The organism is Arsukibacterium sp. UBA3155 (assembly GCA_002364615.1).
Taxonomy (GTDB): Bacteria; Pseudomonadota; Gammaproteobacteria; order Enterobacterales; family Alteromonadaceae; genus Alishewanella.
The window spans coordinates 74,533-101,194 of record DEYP01000023.1; the positions used below are offsets into that span (position 1 = coordinate 74,533).

At 50.3% G+C, this 26,662-nt stretch carries 25 protein-coding genes; 10 read left to right on the plus strand and 15 right to left on the minus strand.

The window, feature by feature from the left end; genetic code table 11:
* Nucleotides 1-87 precede the first annotated feature (87 nt).
* Both rhlB and gppA read left to right on the plus strand, forming a co-directional pair.
* The gene (gene rhlB / locus B2X65_RS10920) at nucleotides 88-1,374 is read left to right on the plus strand and encodes an ATP-dependent RNA helicase RhlB (RefSeq protein ID WP_290612561.1); all 1,287 of its coding nucleotides are present in this window, start codon (nucleotides 88-90) and stop codon (nucleotides 1,372-1,374) included.
* Nucleotides 1,340-2,899 carry a guanosine-5'-triphosphate,3'-diphosphate diphosphatase gene (gppA, locus tag B2X65_RS10925; protein WP_290612562.1) on the plus strand — a complete coding sequence of 520 codons (1,560 nt, stop codon included), beginning with the start codon at nucleotides 1,340-1,342 and terminating at the stop codon, nucleotides 2,897-2,899. Before rhlB ends, gppA begins: the two co-directional genes overlap by 35 nt.
* A gap of 58 nt (nucleotides 2,900-2,957) precedes the next feature.
* Here the strand turns inward: gppA and B2X65_RS10930 are convergent, their stop codons facing one another.
* Complete coding sequence (locus B2X65_RS10930) at nucleotides 2,958-3,554, minus strand: superoxide dismutase family protein (RefSeq protein WP_290612563.1); 597 nt, start codon at nucleotides 3,552-3,554, stop codon at nucleotides 2,958-2,960.
* 165 nt (nucleotides 3,555-3,719) lie between these two features.
* Here B2X65_RS10930 and chaB point away from each other — a divergent pair, with 165 nt between their 5' ends.
* From chaB to B2X65_RS10960, 6 genes are all read left to right on the plus strand, one after another.
* Entirely contained in the window at nucleotides 3,720-3,947 is a 228-nt protein-coding gene (chaB, locus tag B2X65_RS10935; protein ID WP_290612564.1) for a putative cation transport regulator ChaB, read from the plus strand.
* A 22-nt stretch (nucleotides 3,948-3,969) separates the two neighbouring features.
* Nucleotides 3,970-4,881, plus strand: coding sequence for a prolyl aminopeptidase (gene pip, locus B2X65_RS10940; protein ID WP_290612565.1), 912 nt, complete (start codon nucleotides 3,970-3,972; stop codon nucleotides 4,879-4,881).
* Between the two features lie 5 nt (nucleotides 4,882-4,886).
* The gene (locus B2X65_RS10945) at nucleotides 4,887-5,657 is read left to right on the plus strand and encodes a TVP38/TMEM64 family protein (RefSeq protein ID WP_290612566.1); all 771 of its coding nucleotides are present in this window, start codon (nucleotides 4,887-4,889) and stop codon (nucleotides 5,655-5,657) included.
* Complete coding sequence (locus B2X65_RS10950) at nucleotides 5,654-7,912, plus strand: hypothetical protein (protein ID WP_290612567.1); 2,259 nt, start codon at nucleotides 5,654-5,656, stop codon at nucleotides 7,910-7,912. The genes B2X65_RS10945 and B2X65_RS10950 overlap by 4 nt, the downstream gene beginning before the upstream one ends.
* Nucleotides 7,909-9,204 carry a glycosyltransferase gene (locus tag B2X65_RS10955; protein WP_290612568.1) on the plus strand — a complete coding sequence of 432 codons (1,296 nt, stop codon included), beginning with the start codon at nucleotides 7,909-7,911 and terminating at the stop codon, nucleotides 9,202-9,204. Before B2X65_RS10950 ends, B2X65_RS10955 begins: the two co-directional genes overlap by 4 nt.
* 69 nt (nucleotides 9,205-9,273) lie before the next feature.
* Nucleotides 9,274-11,676, plus strand: coding sequence for an endonuclease/exonuclease/phosphatase family protein (locus tag B2X65_RS10960; RefSeq protein WP_290612569.1), 2,403 nt, complete (start codon nucleotides 9,274-9,276; stop codon nucleotides 11,674-11,676).
* Nucleotides 11,677-11,702: 26 nt separating this feature from the next.
* On the opposite strand, the gene hemB is transcribed toward B2X65_RS10960, so the two are convergent.
* The 11 genes from hemB to B2X65_RS11015 all read right to left on the minus strand — a co-directional run bounded on the left by hemB (nucleotide 11,703) and on the right by B2X65_RS11015 (nucleotide 20,399).
* Complete coding sequence (gene hemB, locus B2X65_RS10965; RefSeq protein WP_290612570.1) at nucleotides 11,703-12,710, minus strand: porphobilinogen synthase; 1,008 nt, start codon at nucleotides 12,708-12,710, stop codon at nucleotides 11,703-11,705.
* Nucleotides 12,700-13,464 carry a GGDEF domain-containing protein gene (locus B2X65_RS10970; protein WP_290612571.1) on the minus strand — a complete coding sequence of 255 codons (765 nt, stop codon included), beginning with the start codon at nucleotides 13,462-13,464 and terminating at the stop codon, nucleotides 12,700-12,702. The genes hemB and B2X65_RS10970 overlap by 11 nt, the downstream gene beginning before the upstream one ends.
* A complete protein-coding gene (locus B2X65_RS10975) occupies nucleotides 13,461-14,267 on the minus strand; it encodes a TatD family hydrolase (protein ID WP_290612572.1) in 807 nt (268 codons plus the stop codon). Before B2X65_RS10975 ends, B2X65_RS10970 begins: the two co-directional genes overlap by 4 nt.
* Nucleotide 14,268: 1 nt before the next feature.
* Nucleotides 14,269-14,817 (minus strand): hypothetical protein, encoded by a 549-nt coding sequence (locus B2X65_RS10980; protein WP_290612573.1) that lies wholly within the window; start codon nucleotides 14,815-14,817, stop codon nucleotides 14,269-14,271.
* Nucleotides 14,814-15,572 (minus strand): twin-arginine translocase subunit TatC, encoded by a 759-nt coding sequence (gene tatC, locus B2X65_RS10985; RefSeq protein ID WP_290612574.1) that lies wholly within the window; start codon nucleotides 15,570-15,572, stop codon nucleotides 14,814-14,816. Before tatC ends, B2X65_RS10980 begins: the two co-directional genes overlap by 4 nt.
* Nucleotides 15,562-15,927: a Sec-independent protein translocase protein TatB gene (gene tatB, locus B2X65_RS10990; RefSeq protein WP_290612575.1), complete on the minus strand. Its 366-nt coding sequence runs from the start codon at nucleotides 15,925-15,927 to the stop codon at nucleotides 15,562-15,564. The genes tatC and tatB overlap by 11 nt, the downstream gene beginning before the upstream one ends.
* Complete coding sequence (tatA, locus tag B2X65_RS10995; protein WP_290612576.1) at nucleotides 15,928-16,176, minus strand: twin-arginine translocase TatA/TatE family subunit; 249 nt, start codon at nucleotides 16,174-16,176, stop codon at nucleotides 15,928-15,930. It lies immediately after the preceding gene.
* Nucleotides 16,177-16,229: 53 nt separating this feature from the next.
* The gene (gene ubiB / locus B2X65_RS11000) at nucleotides 16,230-17,858 is read right to left on the minus strand and encodes a ubiquinone biosynthesis regulatory protein kinase UbiB (protein ID WP_290612577.1); all 1,629 of its coding nucleotides are present in this window, start codon (nucleotides 17,856-17,858) and stop codon (nucleotides 16,230-16,232) included.
* Between the two features lie 3 nt (nucleotides 17,859-17,861).
* Nucleotides 17,862-18,470, minus strand: a complete 609-nt coding sequence (locus B2X65_RS11005) for a ubiquinone biosynthesis accessory factor UbiJ (RefSeq protein ID WP_290612578.1) — start codon at nucleotides 18,468-18,470, stop codon at nucleotides 17,862-17,864.
* Nucleotides 18,470-19,225 carry a bifunctional demethylmenaquinone methyltransferase/2-methoxy-6-polyprenyl-1,4-benzoquinol methylase UbiE gene (ubiE, locus tag B2X65_RS11010; RefSeq protein ID WP_290612579.1) on the minus strand — a complete coding sequence of 252 codons (756 nt, stop codon included), beginning with the start codon at nucleotides 19,223-19,225 and terminating at the stop codon, nucleotides 18,470-18,472. The genes B2X65_RS11005 and ubiE overlap by 1 nt, the downstream gene beginning before the upstream one ends.
* A gap of 97 nt (nucleotides 19,226-19,322) precedes the next feature.
* Nucleotides 19,323-20,399 carry a GGDEF domain-containing protein gene (locus tag B2X65_RS11015; RefSeq protein ID WP_290612580.1) on the minus strand — a complete coding sequence of 359 codons (1,077 nt, stop codon included), beginning with the start codon at nucleotides 20,397-20,399 and terminating at the stop codon, nucleotides 19,323-19,325.
* Nucleotides 20,400-20,579: 180 nt separating this feature from the next.
* On the opposite strand from B2X65_RS11015, the gene B2X65_RS11020 reads away from it, so the two are divergent.
* Nucleotides 20,580-22,313: a DUF885 domain-containing protein gene (locus tag B2X65_RS11020; RefSeq protein WP_290612581.1), complete on the plus strand. Its 1,734-nt coding sequence runs from the start codon at nucleotides 20,580-20,582 to the stop codon at nucleotides 22,311-22,313.
* A gap of 154 nt (nucleotides 22,314-22,467) precedes the next feature.
* On the opposite strand, the gene B2X65_RS11025 is transcribed toward B2X65_RS11020, so the two are convergent.
* On the minus strand, nucleotides 22,468-22,698 hold the full coding sequence (locus tag B2X65_RS11025; RefSeq protein ID WP_290612582.1) for a hypothetical protein: 231 nt from the start codon (nucleotides 22,696-22,698) through the stop codon (nucleotides 22,468-22,470).
* 49 nt (nucleotides 22,699-22,747) lie between these two features.
* A complete protein-coding gene (locus tag B2X65_RS11030) occupies nucleotides 22,748-23,206 on the minus strand; it encodes an EVE domain-containing protein (RefSeq protein WP_290612583.1) in 459 nt (152 codons plus the stop codon).
* Between the two features lie 64 nt (nucleotides 23,207-23,270).
* On the opposite strand from B2X65_RS11030, the gene tesB reads away from it, so the two are divergent.
* Complete coding sequence (gene tesB / locus B2X65_RS11035) at nucleotides 23,271-24,140, plus strand: acyl-CoA thioesterase II (RefSeq protein ID WP_290612584.1); 870 nt, start codon at nucleotides 23,271-23,273, stop codon at nucleotides 24,138-24,140.
* Here tesB and plsB read toward each other — a convergent pair.
* Nucleotides 24,137-26,581, minus strand: coding sequence for a glycerol-3-phosphate 1-O-acyltransferase PlsB (gene plsB / locus B2X65_RS11040; RefSeq protein ID WP_290612585.1), 2,445 nt, complete (start codon nucleotides 26,579-26,581; stop codon nucleotides 24,137-24,139). The two genes, tesB and plsB, sit on opposite strands and share 4 nt — an antisense overlap.
* Between the last annotated feature and the right edge of the window lie 81 nt (nucleotides 26,582-26,662).

Below are 26,662 nucleotides of genomic sequence, written 5' to 3' on the forward strand. Positions count from 1 at the left end.
AGGCTGTGCAGTTACACTGCAAAAATGTGTTATCAATTTAAACGTGGCTGTTTCTTATTGCAAGCGTAACAGTTATGCTAGGCAGGTATGAATAAAACTCACTTAACCTCACATAAATTCGCCGATTTCGCATTGGCACCACAGGTTCTTGACGCCTTAGCGGCGCAAGGTTACAGCTATTGTACGCCAATTCAGGCCCAGTGTTTACCCCTGGCGCTTGCAGGTAAAGATATAGCGGGTCAGGCCCAAACCGGCACCGGTAAAACCCTGGCTTTTTTAACGGCAACTTTTCATTATCTGCTGAACCATGAACCAAAAGGTTCAGGACAACCACGTGCCATTATTATGGCTCCTACGCGTGAACTGGCAGTGCAGATCCATAACGATGCTGTAATGCTGGCGCAGAAAACCAATTTACGTCTTGGCTTAATATATGGGGGTGAGGGTTACGATACTCAACGCCAATTATTGCAGCAAGGTGTAGATATTTTAATTGGCACCACTGGCCGCCTGATAGATTATCTGAAGCAAGGCTTGTATGAGCTTGATCAGATTCAGGTTGTTGTGCTGGATGAAGCCGACCGGATGTTCGACTTAGGCTTTATAAAAGACATTCGTTTTATGTTCAACCGGATGCCACCGGCAACCGAACGGTTAAGTTTATTATTCTCTGCCACCTTGTCTTATAAGGTGCAGGAGCTGGCGTTTGAAAAAATGAACGAGCCAGTGCACATTCACGTTGCGCCCGATGAAATGACCGGTAGCCAGATCAGTGAAGAGCTGTTTTACCCAGCGCATGAGCACAAAATGAAGTTGCTGCTCACATTAATGGAAGAAGACTGGCCGGATAAGGCCATTGTTTTTGCTAACACCAAACACGCCTGTGAAGATGTTTACGCCTGGCTGGAGGCCGATGGCCACCGGGTTGGCATGCTGACCGGCGATGTTATTCAGAAAAAACGACTGAAAATTCTGGACGATTTTACCACCGGCAAACTGGATATTCTGGTGGCAACAGACGTTGCTGCGCGGGGCTTACATATCCCTAAAGTAAGCCATGTGTTTAACTTCGACTTACCAGACGATTGTGAAGACTACGTGCACCGGATTGGTCGTACTGGCCGGGCCGGTGAAAGCGGTAAAGCGATTAGCTTTGCCTGCGAGCGGTACGCTCTGAATTTAACCGCTATCGAAGATTACATTAAGCACACGATAGCGCTAACTCAGTATGATGCCACTGCCTTACTTGACGATTTAACGGTACCTAAACCACGGGTACGTCGTCGTCCGGGTCAGGCTCGCAGTGGTCCGGGCCGGGGTAACAGTGGACGCAGCAGCAATGGTCCAAGAAATCCCCGTAGCCGCCCCCGCTAATATTGCGCCGCTGGTCACCGCGGAGCATTCTGGTGACACGTCACCGCATAGTGATATCTATGCGGTGATTGATCTTGGCTCGAACAGCTTCCACATGTTGATGGTAAAAGTGGTTGGTGGTTCCGTGCAAGTGATAGGCCGGGTAAAACGCAAAGTTAGGCTTGCCGCCGGTTTAAATGATAATTTAGTGCTCAGCCGTAAAGCGATGAAACGTGGCTGGGAATGTCTGGCGTTATTTGCGGAGCGGCTGCAGGATATCCCCGCTGCCAATATCCGGATTGTTGGCACCGCAACCCTGCGGCTTGCTCAGAATGTAAAAACTTTCCTAAAAGAAGCCGAAGTTATTCTGGGCCAGAAGGTTCAGGTAATAAGTGGTGCCGATGAAGCCCGCATTATATACCTGGGTGTGGCCCATACCTCAAATTGTGATTCCAACCGGTTAGTCATTGATATTGGTGGTGCCAGCACAGAAGTAGTGGTCGGCCGCGGCTTTTCGCCTGAATTGCTGGCCAGCCTCAATATGGGCTGTGTCACTTATCTGGAACGCTATTTCAACGATGGTGAATTAAGCGAAGAAAACTTTAAAAAGGCGATTGATGCTGCGGCACTGCAAGTGCAGACCATCAGTGGCGACTTTCTGGCAAAAGGCTGGCAAATAGCGGTAGGCGCCTCGGGTACTGTTCAGGCTGTACAGGAAATTCTGGTGGCTCAGGGCAAAGATGAGGTAATTACGCTCAGTAAACTGCAAGATATTATGCAGCAGGCCATGGCATGTGGCCCGATTATGCAATTGAATATTATCGGTCTGGCGCAGGAGCGTAAACAGGTTTTTGCTTCCGGTTTAGCCATTTTAATCGCCCTGTTCCGGGTGTTAGGCATCGATGGCATGACATTGTCGGGCGGCGCGTTGCGTGAAGGCGTGCTTTACAGCATGCTACCCCAGCTGCAACACAGCGATGTGCGCAACCGTACCGTAACCAGTTTGATGGTGCGTTACTTTATTGACCAGCGCCATGCAGAAAGAGTGGCAGATATGGCGGTGGAACTGGCCGGCCAATTGCAAAATCGCTGGGATGTCGACAAATTTGAAGGGCTGAGCATGTTGCGCTCGGGCGCTTTGCTGCATGAGCTAGGCTTATTAATCGAATATAAGAACCATCATCATCATGGTGCTTACATTATTAACCATTCAGACCTGCCTGGCTTTACCCGGGCCCAGCAACAACTGGTGATGGCGCTGGTACACAACCATCGGGCAGATATTAGTCGCGAAGTGATCGCGCGCCAGACCATGACCTCTGTTCTGCTAACGGTAAGGCTAACCCGACTCTTGCGCCTGGCGGTAATTTTATCGATGCGCCGCCGCCACGAAGTGCTGCCTGAAGTTAAAATAACCACCAAGGCAGAAACCCTGAATCTTTATATGCCGGCAAACTGGCTGGAGCAACATCCGTTAATGCGCGCCGAATTAGAGCAGGAAGTGCAATATCAGCAGCTGGCTGGCTGGCAGCTGTTAATAAAGTAAAACGCTGCCAACCCGCTGTCAGGTAACTATTACCATGCCCGCTTGTAAATATTGCTGATTAATCAATGACGCCGCAGGCAATGCGCGGCCCACTGGCACCAGCAGGATTGGTCGAATAGTCGTCTTGGCCCTGGTGCACCACTAACGCCCGATTTTGCAGATCGTTAAGCGTTAAACCCGGCATGGTAACGTCCTGCTGCACCCCCATATCATCGACTTCCAGCATAGGCAAATCGCCTTTATGACCGTTGCCATCAGGGCCGGTGTGCTGGCCAGTATCAGTAGGATCATAATGGCCACCCGCTGCTGCCGCGGCAATCTTTTTACCGTCTTTTACTTCAGGTTCACAGCTTGGGTTCTGGTGGATATGAAAGCCATGTTTTCCGGGGTTTAGCCCCATCAGGTTAGGGCTGAAAACCAAATCATCACCACGTTGGGTCACGGTGATGGTGCCTGCACTGGCGCCAACTTCATCTGGCGTAACCCGGTTCATATAGACTATCAGCGTATCTGCATCAGCATCAGCTGGTGTACGAGGCTGCTCGGCAATGGGTGTGGCGTCACTGGCTGGCATTGAGTTTGGGCGCGGGTCGGGGTTGCAGCCTACGAGCAACCCTGTCGCAATGACTGACAGTGAAAAAATACGTAACTTCATAATGATCTCCTTCTGTTTATTTGCTGGCAATAATTACTTTTTTATCATTATTCCCTCGTTAGCTAGTTGCAATTTTAAGGCCAACCGGATGGAGCCAGTTTTTAGAGCAAGCTGGCACGTGCTTTGCTTTTTACTAGGTGGCGTGTCAGTCACAGGAGAACATTTATGCCCTACGATAAGCGCAGCGAATTACCGGACTCGGTACGAGATAATTTACCCAAACATGCTCAGGAAATATACCAGGAGGCGTTTAACAGCGCCTGGGATGAATACAAGGACCCCGACGATCGGCAAGGTGATGACAGCCGCGAAGAGGTAGCACATAAAGTAGCCTGGGCCGCAGTGAAGCAGCGTTATCGTAAGAATGATGACGGTAACTGGGTTGCCAGCTAGCTGACAGCCATGGAGTGCAAAGATGCCATATCTTAATGTTGGTGACGGCCATCAGCTTTATTACCAAATCCAGGGCGACATTCACAGCGCTACACCGCTGCTGTTTCTGCATGGTGGCCCGGGAGCGGGCGTGCGGCAAGGCGATATAAAGCTATTTGCCGGGCTGCGCCGGCCAGTGATTTTTCTAGATCAACGGGGCTGCGGTCATAGCCGGTTTTCGGAGCGGCTACAAGACAACACTTCCGATAAGCTGGTTGCGGATATCGAGCAGTTACGCCAGACCCTGGCAATCGAGAAGTTTATTCTGGCCGACGGCAGTTGGGGCAGTACACTTAGTTTGCTTTATGCCATTCACTATCCTGAGCACGTGCTCCGACTGGTTTTATGGGGCATTTTTCTGTGTCGGCAGCAGGAACTGGATTGGTTTTACCTGCACGGCGCAAACCAGCTGTATCCGGATGAGTATCAGCAGTTTATCAATCCCATCAGACAGCAACCCGACCAGCCGGTACAGGCTTATTATGAGCTGCTGAACAATGGTAATAGTGACGAGCAGCAAGCCGCAGCTGAAAGCTGGGCCAGGTGGGAGGCCGTCAATTCATTTCTGACGCCAGGCCGGCAGAAAATTGCTGAATTCTGTGATCCTGCGGTCAGCTTGCCGATGGCACAGCTGGCCAGTTACTACTTCGTCAATCAGGGCTTTATAGAAGACGATTTTATTCTGCGTCACTGTGCTGCACTGCAGGACATCGCCATCGATATTGTCCATGGCCGCTATGACTCAATTTGTCCCTGTGTTTCTGCCTGGCAACTTGACCGTGCATTACCGCAGTCGCGGCTGCAAATTACGCCGCACTCTGCCCATGATGCCAGCGAGCCTGAGAATTTTGCCGCCCTGCGAGCCATTCTGCAGACATTAGAGCCAGAGGAGTAATTATTTTGAACCCGGTAGCCACTGACAGTAAAACAGCAACCCGACCGCAGCAGAAAAACAGCAGAAAAGCCTTACTGGGTATGGCAGGCAGTGTGGTGTTCGTCGCTGTTGTGCTTGGCCTGCTGGTTTATTTTGGTGTGCATACCGAGGTGTTAAAACTACTGGAATGGTTTAAGCAGCAGGGGGCATGGGCTCCATTGCTTTTTATATTGATTATGGCGACTGTCGTGGTACTGCTGTTACCCGGTGCGTTATTTACCATAGGTGCCGGCTTTGTGTTTGGCGTGCTGCAGGGCTCTGTTTATGTGGTATTAGGCACTACGCTAGGTGCAACCATAGCCTTTTTGCTGGCGCGTTACACCTTTGGTCAGCGAGCAAGGCAATTTATTATGGCCCGGGCAAAGCTACAGCTGGTTAATGAAGAGCTGAGTAAAAATGACTGGAAGATAGTGCTACTAACCCGCCTTATTCCTTTTTTCCCAAGTAAAATCTCGAACTATTTTTTCGGTTTAACCCAATTTTCGTTGCGCGGATATATTGTCGGCTCATTACTTGGCTTTATTCCTTTTACTGTTCACAACGTGTATCTGGGCTCGTTAGTAGCCGATATCACGACTTTCGAATTTGGTGCACAGCAACGCTCGGGCTGGGAGTGGGCCCTGTACCTTGGTGGTTTTATCGCCGCGGTGGCTATTATCATTTATCTGAACCAACTGGCGAACAGGGCGCTTACCAAATATACCAAGCAAAATACTGATAAGGAGCCTTTAGCATGACCTGGTTAAAGTGGTTGCCCTGGCGGTACGTGGTGCGCTATGTCGCCCACAAGCATGGTTTTATTGATCCTGTGGCGTTACTGGCCAAATTACACAATTTTGCCCAGCCTTCTGAAGTGGGTGAACCGATTGAACTGCTGCGAGCGGGCGTAGTATTTCATGCCCGTGGTTTAATTAATAGCAGGGTTATTCAACATAACCTGGATTGGGTTTGGCCATACTGGATTGAACGCCAGTTTGACCCCAATGATGAATCGTTTATACCACGGGCATTTTCAATTACCCATATTAACCTGACCCATCGCAACTGGACCGCGATCGGTTACCCGGATTGTCCTGAGCTACCGATTGTTGACCCCAGGGGTTTGCTTACCCCATTTTTAGACAGCTGGTCGTTGGATGGCTGGATAATGCCGGAGCAGGGGGACTGTCTGCTACCCTCGCGGGCAGACGACAGTCAGCAGCAAATGACTGTCGCCGGTGATGTCAGTATCACCACCACTTCCCGCAAGCAGGGCATGATTCTACAAAATAAAGCCTGGGTAGCGCTGGAAAACGGAGTGCCGGTAGTAAAAATGCGCCTGAAAGCAAAGGCTGATACAGCGGGCTATCTGGTATTGGCCTTACGCCCGCAAAACCCTGAGGGCGTCAGTTTTATTCATAAGGTAGCGCTGAATGAGCAACATGATCAGTGGCTGGTTGATGACCGTAAACGCGTTCATTTCAGCCAGCCGGCAGACAGATACCATGTCTCTGCCTATAAACAAGGCGATGTATATATTCATCTTGCTGATGCTCAGCAACAGACAGAAGGTCTCTGTGATGTGGGCATGGTCACGGCTGCCGCGTTATTTAAACTGCCGGAGAATGACTGGCAAGAAATAGAAGTCACCGTGCCGCTCACCTCTGCAGCGCAGCCCCAATTGCAAGCAGACGCCTGGCCGGCAGAGCAGCAAAAATGTTGTCAACTGCAGTGTCCGGATCCGCAATATCAGTTTTTATATGACGCGGCGATAAACTCGCTGATCCTGCATTCCCCTGAAGACGTGTATCCCGGGCCCTACACCTACAAACGTTTCTGGTTCAGAGATGCGGCCTTTATTATTCATGCATTATTGTGTGCCGGGTTGACTGACCGCGCCGCCCGGGCTTTGCAGCAGTTTCCGGCCAGGCAAACCCTGCTGGGGTACTTTCGCTCGCAGGAAGGCGAGTGGGACGCTAATGGCGAAGTGCTATGGATCCTTAAGCGCTACGTCGAACTGACCGGCCGTGAGTTGTCATCTGACTGGCATAACCCGCTGAAAAAAGGCGCGCGCTGGATTATTAACAAACGGCTGTCAGCTAAGCTCGATGCGCCGCATGCCGGGTTATTACCCGCCGGTTTTAGTGCCGAGCATCTGGGCCCCAACGATTACTATTACTGGGATGATTTTTGGGGCGTGGCTGGTCTGCAGGCTGCAGCAAGGCTTTTTAGCAAAACCGACCCGAAGCTACAGCAAGAGTTTACTGACGCGGCGGCGGATTTCAGTGCTGCAATAGATAACAGCCTGATGCACTGTGCCAGCCGGCTGAAGCGACCTGGAATGCCAGCTTCGCCTTACCGGAGGCTTGATGCCGGCGCTATTGGTTCGCTGGCTATTGGTTATCCGGTGCAGTTGTGTCGCCCGGACGACGCCCGCTTGCTGGACACTGTGGAGTTTTTGCTAAAACGCTGTTTTGTGCAGGATGCATTTTATCAGGATATGATTCACTCAGGGTTAAATGCCTATTTGACCCTGCACGTTGCCCAGATTTTACTTCGCAATAATGATCCCCGTTACCTGGTGCTGATGGATGCGGTGGCTGCGCTTTCCTCGCCCACAGGCCAATGGCCGGAAGCCATTCATCCGGCGACGGGCGGCGGCTGTATGGGGGATGGCCACCACGTGTGGGCAGCTGCCGAATGGCTGTTGATGGTCCGCAATTGTTTTGTGCGTGAGGAAGAGAGCCATCTGGTGTTGGCGGCTGGCGTGCCAGAGCGCTGGCTGAACAGCGAAAATGTTATTCGGTTTGGACCGGCGCCAACGAGTTTTGGCAGCATTAGTCTGACAATCCGCCAGCAGCAGGATGAAAATGTTGTGCTGCAGTGGCAGGCAGACTGGCATAAAGCAAAGGGACCGCAGCTTGAGATCTGTTTACCCGGTTATCAGCGTCTCTCGGTAGCAGCTGCAACGTCAGGAAACGTTAACCTAAAAAAACGGAGCATCAGCAGATGAATATTGTCATCTTTACCAATACCTATACCCCGCATGTGGGCGGGGTGGCGCGCTCAGTAGAGGCATTTGTTTCTGAATACCGGAAGTTGGGGCATCGGGTACTGGTGGTAGCGCCGGAGTTTGCCGGGATGCCAGAAGAAGAGCTTGATGTGGTACGAATCGCTGCTATTCAGAACTTTAATGCCAGCGATTTCTCTGTCGCCCTGCCGTTTCATGATAGGTTAAGTGACGTACTCGATGAATTCGAGCCCGACATTATTCACTCCCAACATCCGTTTTTGCTGGGAATGAGTGCACTTCGTACTGCCCGCTATCGCAACTTGCCATTAGTTTTTACTCACCATACCTTGTACGAACAATATACCCATTATGTGCCGGGCGATTCGCAAACCATGCAGCATTTTGCTATCGCGCTGGCTACCCGCTATGCCAATCTCTGCGATCAGGTTATTGCGCCAAGCCAGAGCATTGCTGACTTACTGCATCAGCGGGGTGTTACCAGTCCGCTTAAGGTGATCCCGACCGGGGTGTATTTGGAAAATTTTGCCAATGGCGATGGCAATTTGGTACGCCGACAGCTGGACATTCCAGCAGATGCTATGGTTATCGGTCATCTTGGTCGCTTAGCACCGGAAAAAAACCTTGCCGTACTCAGCCAGGCAGTGGCCGAAGCTATTGGTAGCCATTCAAAAGCACATTTTCTGGTCGTAGGGGCAGGGCCTTCTGAACATGCAATCCGTCAGATATTTGCAGACGCAGGCATCGCTGACCGGCTGCATCTGGCCGGCGTGCTACAGCGGCAACAACTGACAGATGCGCTGCACGCTATGGATATATTTTCTTTTGCTTCGACCAGTGAAACCCAGGGTATGGTGGTGACAGAAGCGATGGCTGCTGGATTACCCGTCGTGGCCTTTGACGCCCCTGGTGTGCGGGAAGTTGTGATAAATAACAATAATGGGCTTTTGCTGAGCGAAACCTCAGCGAAAGCCCTGACGGCGGCATTGACTGAGCTGATGAACAGCCCAGAAAAAATTAAGATGCTGGGTCAGGGTGCACTGCGCACAGCAGGTAACTTTGCGATGTCTTGTTCTGCTGCCAAGGCTTTACTGTGCTTCCGATCGCTTCTGGATACTGTGCCAGTGAACACAAAAACAGAAAGAGACTGGGAAGACGTGCTGGCCTGGATAAAGGCCGAGTGGGATATTTTAAGTAGCGTTGCTGTGGCGGGTACCACTGCGGTTAGTAGTGGTTTATTTGCAGATAACAAATTTGCCGCCAGCAAGAAATGAACCCGGGTAGCAGCACACTTTTTTAATTTTTTAATGACCACCATTTGTTAATACTGTCCGGAGAACCTTATGATCAGTCGGGTCGAAGTGTGGTTTCGTTGGCTAAGGCGCAGCGTTAGCCGCAGTCACTGGTTTACAAAACTGTTGCGGTTGCCGGTGTCAAAAGGTTCGGGGGTCCGCCCGGGCCTGATTATGGTCCAGATCGATGGTTTGGCACAGCCCCAGTTACAACAGGCACTTAAGCGCGGCAAAATGCCATTTTTACAACGCTTGCTGCAGCGCGAGCACTACAAACTGCAGGCGCATTACAGTGGTTTGCCAGCAACCACGCCTGCTGTGCAGGCAGAACTGTTTTATGGCGTGAAAACCGCGGTGCCGGCCTTTTCATTCCGCGACAGGCAAACCGGCGAAATTGTCCGGATGCTGCAACCTGATACTGCCGCAAAGGTCGAGCAGGGCTTACAACAGCAAAGCGACGCGCCCCTGCTACAGGACGGTAGTGCTTATTCCAATATTTACACCGGTGGTGCGGCCGAATCCCATTTTTGCGCTGCAACAATGGGCTGGGGCACAGCGCTGCGAGCAGCCAATCCTATGGTATTGCTGGGGCTTGTTCTGAGTAATTTATACAGCGTACTGAGGATTATCGGTTTGTTTTTTCTGGAACTGGGGCTGGCAATAGTCGATTTTTGTCGCGGCATTATTAAGGGGCAGGATTTTCTCAGTGAATTAAAGTTCATTCCTGCCAGGGTTGCGGTATCAATTGTGTTGCGGGAGCTTTGTGTTATCGGTGGCAAGATGGATATTGCCCGGGGCTTGCCGGTGGTGCATATCAATTTACTTGGATACGATGAACAGTCTCACCGTCGTGGACCCTCATCGCTATTTGCTCACTGGACCTTAAAGGGTATTGATGACAGCGTTGCCCGTCTCTGGCGGGCAGCACATCGCTCGCAATGGCGTAATTATCAGATTTGGCTTTATTCTGATCACGGTCAGGCCAAAGTGACGCCGTATCACGTGATGCAAGGTTATCCACTGCAGCAGGCAGTAGACGCCTGTTTTGAAACGCTGAATTTATTGCCGGCGGGCCTGCAGCGTAAAGTTACCGGCAGCGTACAAACCCAGCGGGCACGTTTATTAGGCGGTAATAAAGTACAGCGGATGTTTTCCGTCAATATTAGCGACGACCAGATGGCAGCGGATAACGAGATTAAGGTGGCGGCGCAGGGGCCGGTGGGTCATATCTACGCCGGTGCGCCATTATCTGAGGCCGATAGCGCTTCGCTGGCAACAGAACTGGCGGTTAAGCATAAAGTACCGCTGGTGCTGGCAGTGGAGGGGCCTGATCGGGTGCGGGCCACCACGGCAGAAGGCGATTTTTATCTGCCGCAGGATAAAGCCAAAATTTTTGGTGCGGATCATCCTTTTCTGGACGGTGTCAGTGACGATATTCTGCGGTTGTGCCAGCATCCGGATGCCGGCGATTTGGTGATTATGGGATGGCGAAAAGGCGTAAAGGCGCAGTCGTTCGCTGATGAAAACGGGGCCCACGCCGGGGCAACCCCAGCAGAAACGCATGGCTTTGCTTTGTTGCCGGAAGATGTGACGTTGCCTGATACGCCTTATGGTTATATCAGGCCTTCAGATATCTATCACGCTGCGCTGCAGCAGCTGGGCAGGAGCTCATCTAAACCGACAAGCCGCAAGGACAGCATCCCCAATAGCTGTGATAGCCTGCGGGTAATGACATACAACGTCCATAGCTGTATCGGTCTGGATGGCAAAATTGACGTGGAGCGGATTGCCAGAGTGATTGCCCTGGCTAAGCCAGATGTCGTGGTATTACAGGAACTTGATGTGGGGCGCGATCGCACTCAAGGCCTGGATCAGGCGCAGCTGATCGCCAGAGCGCTGGAGATGGAATTTCATTTCCATCCGGCAATGCATCTGGAGGAAGAGAAGTATGGTGATGCGATACTTACCCATTTGCCAATGACTCTGGTTAAAGCTGGTCCACTACCTGGTTTGGCCGATAAACCAAAACTGGAACCACGCGGAGCAATCTGGGCAACGGTTGAACTGCATGGCCAGCAGATAAATATTATTAATACCCATCTGGGGCTGCAACCCCGGGAGCGGTTGGCGCAAATTGATGCGCTGCTGAGTGAAGAATGGCTTGGCCATCCTGACTGCAACGGGCCGGTCATATTCTGTGGTGATTTAAATGCCCAGCCAGGCTCAGAAGTTTGTCGGCGCCTTAACCAGAAAATGACCGATGCCCAGACGCTGCTGGAAGGGTATCGGCCCCGGGGGACCTTTCCCAGTCGCTTTGCCGCCATCCGGATAGATCATATTTATGTCAGTGAGTCAGTAGAAGTAACCGCTGTGGAGATACCCGGCTCAGTGCAGGCAAAAATAGCGTCGGACCATCTGCCACTGCTGATTGCCCTGGCTATTCCACAGCCGTAAAGTGCAGCTGAAAAGCCGGCGTGAAACTAAGCCTGCTGCTTTAACCAGATGGCTACTTTTTTGGCAAAGTAAGTCAGAATGCCATCGGCTCCTGCGCGCTTAAACGCTAATAACGACTCCATAACCACCGGCTGCTCTGCCAGCCAGCCGTTCTGAATAGCGGCCATATGCATGGCATACTCGCCGCTGACCTGATAGGCGAAGGTTGGCACGCCAAACTCATCTTTTACCCGGCGGACAATATCCAGATAAGGCATACCGGGTTTAACCATAATCATATCGGCACCTTCTTCCAGATCCATCGCTACTTCGTGCAACGCTTCATTGCTGTTAGCCGGGTCCATCTGATAGTTCTTTTTATTGCCGCCTTTTAAATTACCGGCCGAACCCACCGCATCGCGAAAAGGCCCATAATAGCTGGAAGCGTATTTGGCTGAGTACGCCAGAATACGGGTATTAACAAAGCCTGCCTCTTCCAGCGCTTCGCGAATTGCACCAATACGGCCGTCCATCATATCGGACGGGGCGACAATATCAGCGCCGGCTGCCGCATGCGACAAGGCCTGCTTCACCAGGGCGGCAGTGGTTATGTCGTTTTGGACGTAGCCCTGCTCATCGATGATGCCGTCCTGGCCATGGGTAGTAAACGGGTCGAGTGCCACATCGGTAATGATGCCCAGCTCTGGTGTATGCTGTTTTAATAAGCGCACAGCGCGTTGCGCCAGACCATCCGGATTCCAGGCTTCCTCTGCCTCAAGTGATTTGCTATCAGCTGGGGTTACCGGAAACAGCGCAATGGCCGGAATGCCCAGTGCCACCAGCTCTCTTGCTTCGCTAAGCAGTAAATCCAGGCTGAGACGTTCAATACCTGGCATTGAGGCGATACTTTGGCGTTGATTTTCACCTTCAATAATAAACATCGGGTAAATCAGATCATTTACCGTAAGCTGATGCTCAGCCATTAGGCGTCGGCTAAAATCATGCTCTCGCATCCGACGTGGCCGGCTGGCCGGGAAAAAACGGTTAGCTTTCATTAACAGATCCCTTAAAGATTGGGGTTGGATTAGCGCTAACACTAACACTAACACTGGTACTGGCGCTGGCGGTACGATTGCGGCCCTGATGTTTTGCCTGATAAAGCGCGCTATCGGCTGCTGAAATATACTCGTTGCTGCTACTGTTTGCGTCAGCCACTGCGGCATAGCAGCCGGCACTGAGAGTGACGTTCAGACTCAGTGATCCTATCTGCAGAGGCGTGCTGCTGATTTTAAGCCTGGCATGTTCTGCCAGCTCTACGCAACCTGCCAGTGATGTCCCCGGCAGCAACAACGCAAACTCTTCACCACCATAGCGAAACACGGCATCGCTGCTACGTTTTAAGCTGGCCGCAAGCACGCTGGCTATTTGCTGGATGGCAGCATCTCCCGCCAGATGGCCATGCGTGTCATTAATTTTTTTAAAGTGATCGATATCAACAAACACCAGGCCAAGGGACGTCTGTTCACGCCGGCTGCGCTTAAGTTCATTGTTAAGCCGTTTGTCAAAGCAGGCCCGGTTAAAGATACCGCTTAAGGAATCGAGCATATTTTGCTGTTCCAGCAGCCGGTTTTTTTCTGCCAGCTCATCTAAAGCAATTTGCAGCTCCAGTTGCTGTGCCTGCATTCTGGACTCTAGTTGCTCAGTGTGCTGGCGCTGCCAGCGTCGCCAATACCACGCCGTAATAATAGCAATTAACAACGCACCTGTTAAAACTCCGGCTATCAGCCACAGGAACGCGATTATGTTCATGCCTGCAATCCGCTTAGCCTGAATAACCTGCGGGCATTTTCAGTGGTGCTTCCGGCCAATTGCTGACTACTGATACTTTTTAGACGACAAATTTCAGCAGCAATGGCGGGCAGCAACGCCGGTTCGTTATTTTTAGGACGGGGTTTAATGGTTCGCGGCAGCAAATAGGGGGCGTCAGTTTCCAGCAGTATCCTATCGAGCGGCAAATATTGTATCGCCTGCTGTAAGCTCTGGCCGCGGCGTTCGTCACATACCCAACCGGTAACACCTATGTAAAGACCTAAGTCGAGGTAGGCTTTTAGCTGGTTACTGTCGCCAGTAAAGCAATGGGCAACACCGTGGTTTATCTGCTGCTCTTGTAACATGGCAAACTGGGTAGCAAACGCATCACGCTCATGCAGGTATACCGGCATTTGCAGTTGTTTTGCCAGTTGTAACTGACTGGCAAAAACGTGCTGTTGCTCCGATCTGGGGGAAAAGTCTCGGTTAAAGTCAAGGCCACATTCGCCAACAGCGACTACGGCTGGCAATGCAAGTAACTGGCGAAGCTGCCCCAACCATTCGGCGGCAACGTTGCCGGCCTGATGGGGATGGACGCCTGCGGTGGTATAGCAACCGGGATGGCTGCTGCAAAACTGCTGATTCTGCCGGCTCTCTCCAATATCAGAACCAATAAGCAGCATGTTATTGACCCCGGCATGTTGCGCCCGTTGCCAGATTTGCTGTTCTATTCCGGCAAACTGCTGACTAAACAAATTAACGCCACAGTCAAACCAGCCAGATTGAGTGCCGGCTTCAGTCATACTAATCGACCCGGCGAACCTTTACGGTACGATTATTCTCGTCGTTGCCAAGACTAAAAGAATTAAACAGCCCGCGTTTAACGTAATGCTTTTCGCCAACCGCTATTTTATAGTAATCCGTTCCAGATTGACGCCAGACCTGGCCATTATCAAATTCAATAATCAACTCTTTACGCGGGCTAAAGCTGATTTTACTGACTGTCATTATCATTTCATCAGCGTTTTTATCTGCCGGTTTTTTGTGCTCTAAGCCAAATTCACTGGTGGTAGGTGCGGTTTTCGCCATTGCCGGGTTGTTGCTGACAGGGGCAGGGCGAACCGGCGCCTGACTGTGAGCCTGCACCGCATTGCTGCTGGCAGAAGCAGGCATTTCTGATGTGGTAGTAGCAGACAGGGTAATTTCGTCATAGCACACCAGGCGTTTTAGTGCATTTTGCTGCTGCCGGCACTCGGCAACCGCCTCCGCCAGAGGGTTAGCATATACCGGGGTGCTTAGCAGAGTCCCGATGGCTATAATAAAAGTAGAGACCAGGCAAAGCGTTTTTTTCATTGTTGTTCTTCCTCTGCAGTATGTTCCGGTTCGGTCTTCGGTTGATAAAAGCGGCTTAACCACAAACCTGCTTCAAACAGCAACCACATTGGCACAGCCAGTAAGGTTTGCGATAACACATCGGGTGGTGTAAGCAGCATTCCCAGTACAAAAGCACCGACTACGATATAGGGCCGTTTACTGGCAAGTGTGGCCGGGGTTACCGTACCGGTCCAGACCAGCAGCAAAATAGCCACGGGTATTTCAAACGATAAGCCAAAGGCAAAAAACAGTTTTAATACAAAATCGAGGTAACTACTGATATCAGTGGCAACGGTCACTCCGACCGGGGCTACACTGGTAAAGAAGGCAAAAACCAGCGGGAATACCACAAAGTAGGCAAAGGCAATGCCGCCATAAAATAACAAGGTGCTGCTGATCACCAGCGGCGCAACCAGTCGCTTCTCTTTGCCGTAGAGCGCTGGCGCGATAAACTGCCATACCTGCAACAGGATATAAGGAATAGCCAGGCATATTGCAACGATAAAAGTAAGCTTGAAGGGCGCGAAAAAAGGTGCGGCAACATCAGTGGCAATCATACTGCTGCCTTCTGGTAACACGGCAATAAGTGGTGCAGCAAGTAGCTGATAAATATCTGCAGCGAAGTAAGCCAGGCAGGCAAAAACGACGATCACCGCAATAACGCATTTCAACAGCCTGTTGCGCAGTTCCAGCAGGTGCCCCAGCAGACTATCGGCTTCCGGTTTAGTTTTCATCTTTTCTATTTTCTACAGACTTAATGTCAGCGTCAGGCGCTGTGGTGTTTTTTGTTGCTGGCTCTGCCAGCGGTGCTGATGGCGGATTTACGGACTTTGCCGCTGCCCGCAGTTCATCCAGTGCTGCTTGCTCATCGGAGGTTAGGTTAAGCAGGTTTTTAGTTTCGGCATCTTTTAATTTCTGATGCAGCTCGTGCACCCTTAAATTCTCGCTAAGCTCTGCCTGCATCTGGCTGCCAAACTGCTTAATACTGCGGATGGTTTTTACGGTACTGCGGATGGCGCCGGGCAGCCGTTCAGGCCCCAGCACCAGTAAGGCAATAACCGCAATAACCAGTAGCTCCCAGAAACCCATTTAGCTTTTATCTTTCTCTGTTTGTTTAGCAGAGTCGGTCTGACTATCGCTGTGGCTGCGTTTTTGCTCTGCCAGTTGTTCTGGCGTATCGTCTTCTGCAGCGGGCTCATCTTTTACAGAGCTGCGAAACCCCTTGATTGCAGAACCTAAATCGGTGCCAATACCACGTAATTTTTTGGTGCCGAATAACAACACAATAATTGCCAGAACAATCAACAATTGCCAAATACTAATACCGCCAAAACCCATAATAATTACCTCTGTAATCTATGCTGAAGTTGCTCAGTCAGTGTGCAACAACTTTATGATAATAGTGCTTTTGCCGCGAAAAAGATAGCCCCGCCCAGCAACGCACCTGCCAGCCATGACGCTCCGAAACTGAGCACTATAGTACCACTTATCAGCATGCCCGCAGCAAGTGCAGCTGCAACAATTTGTCGGGTGGTTTTGCCCTGTTGCAGCTGCAGCAACTGCAACTGCTGTAGCAACAACGCTTGTTGTTTAGGCCCCTGCTCCAGATACCGATGTAACAAGGTTGGCATCTGTGGCAGTTTTTCAGCCCAGAATGGCGCATTGTCTTTAACCTGGCGCCAGAGTGCGGGTAACCCTACCTGTTGTTTTACCCAGCTTTCTAAAAACGGTTTAGCGGTTTTCCACAGATCCAATTGCGGATAGAGCTGTCGGCCCAGCCCTTCAACATACAGCAGGGTTTTTTGTAACAGCACTAATTGTGGCTGCACTTGCATATTGAAACGGCGGGCGGTGCTAAATAAGTTCAGTAGTACATGGCCAAACGAAATGTCAGCCAGTGGTTTTTGAAAAATAGGCTCACAGACTGTTCTGATCGCGCTTTCAAACTCTTCTACATTGGTATCAAGTGGTACCCAGCCGGAATCAAGATGCAGCTGAGCGACTTTGCGATAGTCGCGGTTAAAGAAGGCGACAAAGTTCTCCGCGAGGTAACGCTTGTCTTCACTGTTTAAGGTGCCGACAATGCCGCAATCAATACCAATGTACTTCGGGTTGTGCGGATGCTCACGCGACACAAAAATATTGCCCGGGTGCATATCGGCATGAAAAAAGCTGTCGCGAAATACCTGAGTAAAAAAGACCTCAACTCCCCGTTTTGCCAGCAGCTCCATATCGGTCTGCTGAGCGTTAAGCGCCGTGATATCAGACACGGGTATGCCATAGATCCGCTCCATCACCATTACATTGGGACGGCTGTAATCACTATATACATAAGGAATATATAAAGAATCAGAACCTTCAAAATTACGCCGCAACTGAATAGCATTAGCTGCCTCGCGCTGCAGGTCAAGCTCATCGATAATGGTTTTACGATATTCAGATACCACTTCGCGTGGTCGCAGACGCTTACCGTCGGGTAAGTAACGGGCAGCAATAGCCGCCAGGCCATCCATTAAATCCAGATCCGCGATAATTTGTTTAAGAATATCTGGCCGGATAACCTTGATAACGACATCTGCGTCGCTGCCGTCGGGTTGGCGCAGCACTGCGGCATGCACCTGAGCTATTGAGGCTGAAGCCAGAGGCACGACGCTGAAGCTGCTGAACAACTCACTGATATCTTTTAGTTCCAGCGCTTGTTCAATAAGTTTTTGAGCCTGCTCACCGGGAAAAGGGTCTACTTTATCCTGCAGCCTGGCAAGTTCGTCAGCAATATCGGCGGGTAATAAATCGCGTCTCGTCGATAACATCTGGCCAAACTTTATCCACACCGGGCCGAGGCTTTGTAAAGCCAGCCTGAGCCGCTTGCCTACCGGATAATCAGGGTAACGGTTATTTAACCAGAACGCACTTTTACGCATGGTTCGGGCATACCAGGGTTGCCAGGCTGGCGGTATCAGTTCATCAAGACCGTACTGCAACAACGTTTTCTGAATATGGTAAAAACGGCTGAATCGCAACGGTTACTCCTTCTGGCCTGGCAGGCGGGCCAAAAGCCGGTCAACTCTGGCACTGAGCTCACTGACATGCTGGCTAAATTGCTGTAATTCAAGACTGGTGGGGCTGAGCAGCAGCTCATCCTGAGCCAGCATGGTGACACTTTGATCCAGTAAGGTGACTTTTTGCTGGATGTAGCGCTGTAACTGGCCGATACTCAAACCAATTTTATGGGCCATTGCATCGCCGACATAGCCAGCTAACGCTTCCTGCCAGTCGGGGTTCAGACGTTGCAGAAAATAGCTGTATTGCTGCGCGACCTGAATATCGCCTTCAATGTGCAGCGCATCGGCTTTAATCAGCCGGGTTAACTGGCTGGCGTCTCGAAGTTGGCGCAAGCTGGCTAAATCGGTACTGATGGCGCAATCCACGGTTTCATTATGCTGGTTGAACAATAAACGGTCGCTACCTGCAGTCATCACCAGCCTGACGTTAAATTCACGCAAGGTAAAGGCTAATTGTTTACCCTGCAGCTTGGTTAAACGCTCACTGGCACCGCTATCCATGCTGATCAGGCTGTGGCACAGGCGCTCGGCACTGGCGCACAGCAATTGAGGCAGCAAGGCTTGCAACATCAGAATTTAAAACCGCGATGCAATGCCACAATACCACCGGTAAGGTTGTGGTAGCTGACCTCTGAAAAGCCGGCTTCGGCCATCATGGTTTTTAATGTTTCCTGATCCGGATGCATCCGGATTGACTCTGCCAGATACTGGTAGCTTTCTTTGTCATTGGCGATTAACTGGCCCATGACAGGCAATAACTTAAATGAATACATATCGTATACTTTACTTAGCCACTGCTGTTCAGGTTTAGAGAACTCCAGTACCAACAAACGACCACCCGGTTTTAGTACCCGAAACATTGATTTTAACGCAGCAGCTTTGTCGGTTACGTTTCTCAGGCCAAAGCCGATACTGATAATATCAAAACTATTGTCAGCAAAAGGCAGCGCTTCAGCATTTGCCTGCACAAATTCAATATTATTGATCAGGCCTAAATCACGTAATTTATCGCGACCGACGTTAAGCATGGACTCGTTAATATCAGCCAGTACCACTTTACCATTTGCACCTACCCGACGAGAAAACAATGCAGCAATGTCGCCGGTGCCGCCAGCCAGATCAAGCACGTGCTGGCCAGGCCTGACCCCACTGCAATCAAGGGTAAAACGCTTCCACAGCCGGTGAATACCCAGCGACATGACGTCATTCATCATGTCATATTTGGCAGCAACTGAATGGAACACGTTCGCTACCAGCGATACTTTCTCTGCGGCAGGGACAGTTTTATAGCCGAAATCGGTTGTGTTGTGTGTAGGTTCAGTCATGAAGTTGCCTGTTTCAGCGCTAAAAAGAGTCACTAGTGTAAAAGAATTGACCGCACTAGCCAACTGCTGTGTGTATACGTGACAGGTGCTGTCAGGTTCAGCCAGCGTGCAACATTAATTCATCAGCCACCTGATTACGGCCCCGTGTTTTGGCCAGCTTTAACACTTGCGAGCTACGTGCTAAAAACTGATACCAACTTTCTTTAGCCTGAAACAACGAGACTCCCAGCGAAATAGTGACCTTAGGCAGGCTTTTCTTATCGCGGGATGACACAAAGCGAAGCTTTTCGACGCCTTTACGCACCTGCTCCGCGATTTCATTGGCGGTACGCAGGTCGATATCCGGGAGCAACAATAAAAACTCTTCACCCCCTGAGCGCACCGGCATACCGCTGGCTTGCACATAACTACCGACTTTTCGCGCTACTTTGCTCAAAATAACATCACCGATGGTCTGGCCATAATCCTGATTAAACCGACTGAAATGATCAATATCGACCACGATGGCGGCAATTCGCCGCTCTGGTTGTTCCGATAACCAAATATCAACCTGATTTTGCATTGCAATACGATTGTAAAGGCCGGTTAGCGGGTCTTGCATTCGTTGTAACTTCAACTGTTCAAGTTCATGTCGTAACTGATGGCTTTGCTTGTTCGCCATGGCAAGCTGGCTATGCAACTGCTGTTGCTGTTGTTGGTAAGACTGGGCCTGAGTCATAATAATGCCAGCAATATCCGCTACCTTGGCGGGCGCAATCGTAAGATCATGCAACTGTTGTTCTAATTGCTGAACAAAATGACCAGTGGCTTCTGCGGCCAAATCAGTATAGCCAGATAATCGGCCAACAATACCGGTTACCTCATGCAGCAGTTGTTCCTGCTGCGCATTTTCATCTGCCAGCCAACGCTGATAAAGCTCGGCCATAATAAAGTCATCAAAAACCGCTTTGCTGGCCAGCTTTTGCTCAATGGCCTTGCAAAGTCCGGCATTGTTACCGCTGATATAATCGTAGGCCACCGCATAATTGATCGGGTGAATAGCAAGTTGGTTATGCTGCAGGAAAGCTTTGACTAAGCCCGCTTTTTCCAGCGCTTGTTGCAGCGAGTCCTGATACTTCATAAAAGGGTATTGAGCTCCGGAGCCATTCTTTTTATTATTTTTTTCAGAACTCATAGTAACCGAATCCGGCTCGCTGGCAACCTGCTATGTAAACAAAATCGTTCAGTCGCTGAAAATAGCGGCAAACCGTTCTTTAAATCTAGGCTCAGCGACACGATTTGCAAGTTTAAGCGGCTTTATTCGCGGTTAAATCAGGTTACAATCCTTAACAACACAGCTCAAAGGATCAACACGATGCGAATTATGCTTACGATGACATGCCTACTGGTGAGTCTGGCCGGATGTGCAACAGGACCCATACAGAAGGATCCTGACCAGCGCTTTACCCAGTTAGCAGAGCAACTCTGGCAGGCTGAAACGGCGCTGACCGCCAGTGAACCCGACCGGATGCCCGATATGTCGCCGGCAGCATTAAGTGCCCGCCAGCAACAACGGTTAAATTGGCAGCAGCAATTACAGCAGGTGAATGTCGCGCAGTTGTCGGAGCAAAACCAGATTAACCATGCCATTCTGATGTACCGTTTGGCAAATGATATTGACGAGTACCGGTTTAATGCACATTTAACGCCACTGACCTCAGAATCGGGCTTTCATACGTCGGTGGCGATGATGTTGCAGCGCAGTGCGTTACGCCAGCTGGCCGACTATGAAAATTATCTGCAGAAACTGGCGACTGTCCCGGTGTATATGCAACAACAGACAGACTGGATGCGTCAGGGCCTGTTGACCGGAATCACCCAACCTAAAGCAGTACTGAAAGGCTTTGAGCAGAGTATCAGCTCGTATATTACAGATGATATGACGGCCAGCGTTTTTTACCGGCCATTTTTGACGAAACCAGACAGCATCAGCGATGCGAAGTGGCAACAGCTGCAGGACAGTGCACAGCAGATTATTATGCAGCATATTAATCCGGCGTATCAGGCATATTATGACTTTATGGTACAGGATTATATGCCGGGCGCCCGCGATACGATTGCGGCCAGCGCGTTAGCTGACGGTGCTGCGTTTTACCAGAACAGACTTGAACATTACACCACACTGAAGTTAACCCCGCAGCAAGTTCACGATACCGGACTGGCAGAGGTAAAGCGCATTCGCGGTGAGATGCAGGCCATTATTGCACAATTGGGCTTTGCCGGTAGTTTTGCCGATTTTATTCAGTTTTTACGTACCGATCCGCAGTTTTATCCGCAATCTGAGCAGGAGTTAATGCGTTACGCTGCCTGGTTATCCAAGCAGGCTGATGCACAGCTGCCGCGGCTTTTTAAAACCTTACCGCGCACGCCTTATGGGGTGGTGCCGGTTCCGGCTGAAATTGCGCCAAAGTATACGACCGGCCGCTATGCGGGGGCTTCACGCGATGATCAGGCAGGATTTTACTGGGTAAATACCTATGCATTAAATCGGCGACCGCTATATGAGATGCCAGCGCTAACACTGCATGAAGCGGTGCCGGGCCACCATCTGCAAATCTCGCTGGCCCGCGAGCAAGCCAGCTTGCCCGATTACCGGCGTAGTTTTTATACTTCAGCATTTGGTGAAGGCTGGGGGTTGTATGCGGAATATCTTGGGCTTGAGATGGGTTTTTATGACGACCCATACAGCAATTTTGGCCGTCTGACCTACGAAATGTGGCGGGCAGCAAGGTTGGTGGTCGATACCGGTATGCATAGCATGGGCTGGAGCCGACAGCAGGCTATCGACTTTCTGGCGGCAAACACGGCGTTATCAATGCATAACGTGACTACGGAGATAGACCGCTATATCAGCTGGCCAGCCCAGGCATTGTCATATAAGTTAGGTGAAATCACTATCAGGCGTTTAAGAGCTGACGCTGAACAGCAACTGGCGGATAAATTTGATATCCGTCGTTTTCATGACGTGGTATTAAGCAATGGCAGTGTCCCCTTAGCCGTTTTAGAGCAGCAGGTTGCGGCTTACATCACGGCACAACTGGCTGAATAATGCTGGCTGAAGTACCTTTAAAAAGTACTACTAAGGAGTACTAAAAAAACAGCCGGCATTAGCCGGCTGTTTACTGTTCGTTAGTTAACTCTGTATGAGTTAAACGTTAGATGTTACGAGTACAGTTTACCTGTCAGACAGAAGCAACGTGACCTCAATGTCTGACGACAACCGTAGGTGAGGTATTAATCTGACCTTCGTTATCTATTGCTGCCATTTTATTGCCAGCAAACAACACGGCTATTTTGTGGTTGTTTTGCTGGCGTACAAATCGTAATTCATAGCCGAAACGTTGCAACTCTGCTACAGAAAACTTCTGTGCTAAATTCAGTTCTTCCCAGAAATAATGCATATCCTTATCCGTCTGGCGCCGTTCTTGAATCATACCTGGCTCCAACTGCAGGGACTTAAATTTTGGGATTCAGTCAGGCCGGTTAGGAGAGCGCCATTATGGTTTGCCATTGGGCACAAGTAACAGGCATAACAGAAAGTCTGTTGCCTTTGCGTACCAACGGCAACTCCACCAGAGTAGCTACATTTTTTAGTTTGTCCAGTCGGATGAGTTGGGGCAGTTTACTAACAAACTGTAAATCGACAGCTACCCAACGTGGTTTCTGCCCGGTTGCTTTATTATCAAAATAGTGACTGTTGCTATCAAACTGACTGGGGTCCGGATAAGCCGATTTAACCACGCTGGCGATACCAGCAATGCCAATATGTTTGCAACTGGAGTGGTAAATAAAAACCTGGTCACCTGCGGCAACCTCATCCCGCAGAAAGTTCCTGGCCTGATAATTGCGAACGCCCTCCCAGACTATCGGTGTGTCGGGGGCGAGGGCAAAGTCATCAATGCTGCATTCGTCCGGTTCGGTTTTAAATAACCAGTAGTTCATCTTTGCCAGGCCCCTTGCTTTGCGGCAGAATAGAGACTGCAGAGTGTAGCAAAAGGACCGCTGAATGAGTCAGGTATTAGAGAATTTGTTATCGTTACTAAAACTGGAAACGATTGAGCTAGGGCTGTATCGGGGCCAAAGTCAGGATTTAGGATTCAAAGCCGTTTTTGGCGGACAGGTAATGGGGCAGGCATTGTCAGCAGCAAAAGAAACCCTGACCGAAGAGCGAAAGGTGCATTCATTTCACTCTTATTTTTTGCGGCCAGGTGATGCCAGTAAACCCATCGTCTATGAGGTTGAAACGATTCGGGACGGTAAAAGTTTCAGCACCCGCCGGGTCAGTGCCATTCAGTATGGTAAGCCTATTTTCTATATGACCGCCTCATTTCAGACAGAAGAGCAGGGGTTTAACCACTATGATCCCATGCCTGAGGTACCCGAGCCTGATGAGCTGGTATCCGATCTGGCATTTTATCAGCAGCATGCGTCATTAATACCCGAAAGCCTGCGCAGTAAATTTATTTGTGAGAAACCGATAGAGATGCGGCCGGTCGATTTTCAAAATCCGTTTCAGCCGCAAGTCAGCGCGCCCAGGCGTTACGTCTGGTTTAAAGCAAATGGTAATATGCCAGACGATATCCGGGTACATAAATACCTGCTGGCCTATGCGTCAGATTTTAATTTTCTGCCAACAGCGTTACAGCCACATGGTGCATCCTTTATGGCAGCAAACATGCAAGTGGCGACGATTGATCATGCGATGTGGTTTCATCAGGACTTTCGTTTTGACGACTGGCTACTGTATGCCGTAGACAGCCCGCGGGCTAGCGGTGGCAGAGGCTTGGTGCGGGGCCAGTTTTTTAACCGTAACGGTGAATTGGTCGCATCAACCATGCAGGAAGGGGTTATTCGCCGCTACGCCAGCGCCCGTTAGGGCGCAGCATCCTCTGGCATAATGCTTTGCAGCGTTTGCAGAATGTCGTTTCTCAGCAACGTATTTACGGTTTGTGTCAGCTGCTGTAGCCGTGGACTGCTGCATACCTGATTACTGCTGTTGGTGTGGCTGATCCCAGCGTCTTTCAGGGCATTGATCAGGGTTGCAAACAACCCTTTGTCATAATACTCCGGTGCAACAATGCCGTGCAAATGCAGCAGCCGCTGAGCCAGTTGATGCCCCCGATTCTCCAGGTCAGCACGGTTTAGCGGCCCCTGCGCAACGATCAGATTTAAGACGATGGCGTAACGTTGCAAGGTGTCTTCAGCATTATGTGCCAGCAGGCTAAGCATAAAATAGTGCCTGCTTTGCTGGGCTGGGGCGTAAAAGTTAACGCCATCAGACTCAATTAAGCCTTGTTCGGTCATAAATTGCAGTAATGCCTGGCAATAGGTACGTAATGAGCTGACGTATAAAAACAGTTCGGCTTTTAGCAATGGATATAGCTGTTCAATATCACTAAGTAACTGCTCACTGCTGATGCTGCGCTGATGCAGTACTGATGAGGCCAACAGTGACGGCAGCATAAATAAATGGAGTACATTATTTTTATAGTAGCTGGCTAACACACTATGCTCAGCATTTAATCCGATTAGCTCGCCAAAGCCGTCGGTGGTACTTTGCACCTTTTGCAGAGTAAGAGCGTGGGCAATAAGGCTGTCTGCATCACCTTCTGGCAAACTGATCTGAGGGTGATAGGGCACCTGGCGTTGCAAATCCAGATAAAAACTCAGTTGCTGGGCTAGTTCATTACGGGTCAGGACATGCTTGTCAGTGGCCAGAATGCTTAAGGCAATCAGGTTGGTGGCGTTCAGCGCCGCGGCCTGATTAATGTGCTGCATTACCTGATTCGCCAGTTTAGCGACCAGCGGGTTTAACCAGGTTGGCTTTTGTACTTCCAGCGGATGAATATGACTTTTCCAGTCACTTACTTGCTGATTGAGATATTGATTAAGTTGAATGGGCTCGCCAAAATTAACATAGCCGTAGCCATAATCCCGTAAGTTGCGTATAGCCTTGAGTACGCCGCCGATTGACTCCTTTTTCTTACCTGACCCCTGTAGCTCGTTGACATAAGTACTGACTTCCATCACGTGCTCGTAGCCCAGATATACCGGTACTAGGGTGACAGGACGCTCGATACCACGCAGCATCGATTGCACGGTCATGGCCAACATGCCGGTTTTCGGTTGCAACAACCTGCCGGTGCGACTGCGGCCGCCTTCTGAATAATATTTTACCGCGTAACCTTTGCTAAACAGCTGGCTAAGATATTCCCGAAACACCGCAGAATACAATTTATTGCCGCTAAAGCTGCGCCGGATAAAAAACGCGCCGCCACGACGAAAAATGGTGCCTGCCGGCCAGAAATTTAAATTGATACCGGCGGCAATGTGCGGTGGTACCAGGCCCTGGTGATAAATAACATAACTTAACAACAAGTAATCCATATGGCTGCGATGACAAGGTACATAAACAATTTCATGACCTTTTTGTGCCAGATCACGCAGCATATCTGCATTATTTATTTTGATACCGCTATAGAGTTTTTTCCAGAGCCAGCTTAGCACCCGGTCACCCACCCGCAAGGTCGACTCACGGTAATCGGCAGCAATTTCCTGCAACAGCTTGTGGGCCTGCTGTCGCGCAACTTTAAGTGACACTTTTTTTGAGCGCGCTTCGTCTTCTATGGCTTGTTTTAACGCGGGTGAAGCCAGTAACGCGTTAAAAAGCTGGCTGCGATTAACAAGTTTAGGTCCGGTAGCCGCCAGTTTTTGCCGGTAAAAATGAAATCGTGACATGCGCAGCAGTTTGCGGGCGGTATCCGGTTTATCACCAAATTGCGCTGCCATCTGAGTCAGCGAGACTGCCCGGCTTAACCGCACCAGAGTATGGCGTCCTGACACCAGAACAATCATAAACTTCGCCAGCCAATGTGGCGCGTTGGCTTCGCCAAGCAGCCACTTTATACTATTTTCTTTACCCGGCGCCCGGCCCCACAATATTGCAACGGGCACCAGTTGTGCGTCCAGCTCAGGGTTAGCAAGATGAAGTTGCAGCAATTGCTGGCCCTGACGTAGTGCCCGGGTTTTACTCCTGCCGCCAATAACACTATGAGGTTTTTCGAGAAATAACGTGCGGGTCAGTTCCGTCCCGGCCAACGGAACCGGTTGCAGTGGATCCGGCAGGCTAAGCTGCTGGCATACCCGACGCAACGTGGCCAGATCACTGGCTGACTCTGTATGACAGACATAGAAAATGGGCCTGTTAATATCCAGCGCCAGTTCATTGACAGGATGGTCAGGAACAATCTTAAACTTAACCAGCAATCGCAATGGCCATTTTAATAACGCGGTACACAACGACAACAAAGAAAACATACAAATACCGACCATGAAAACAGACTTGCCAGAATATCACGGAAGCAGAAACTGGCAAATTTGTCGTGCAGACAAAAACTT